Origin of the sequence: Christensenella hongkongensis (genome assembly GCF_000981035.1) — a bacterium.
GTDB classification, from domain to species: domain Bacteria; phylum Bacillota; class Clostridia; order Christensenellales; family Christensenellaceae; genus Christensenella; species Christensenella hongkongensis.
On sequence record NZ_LAYJ01000072.1, the window covers coordinates 1 to 354 of the forward strand.

General features: G+C 35.6%; 1 protein-coding gene. It reads right to left on the reverse strand.

What is annotated here, in order from left to right; translation table 11 throughout:
* A partial coding sequence (gene tnpA, locus CHK_RS04630; RefSeq protein WP_046442872.1) for an IS200/IS605 family transposase occupies positions 1–263 on the reverse strand: 263 nt, incomplete at its 3' end.
* Between the last annotated feature and the right edge of the window lie 91 nt (positions 264–354).

Consider the following 354-nt stretch of genomic DNA (forward strand, 5'->3'; position numbering starts at 1 on the left):
AAGCTCGCTACACTATATTTTGGTGGTATACTCAACAACAGATGCACATGATCCGGCATCAAACTTCCTTCGATAATTTCTACTCCTTTGTATTTACATAACTTTCTGATACATTCCTGCAAATCTTTTCTCACCTTGTTATAGATGATTTTTCTTCGATACTTTGGTGTAAATATGATATGATACTTACATATCCACTTACTATGCGCTAAACTTTTATCTATTCGAAAAACTCCTTTCTCGTTTTCATGTAGCCTGAACATCTACATTCTACTCGAAAGGAGTTTTTTGCGCTGTAAGCTTTCTTTTTCCACCCGTTTAACGGGTGGAAAAAGAAAGCTTACAGCGCAAAAA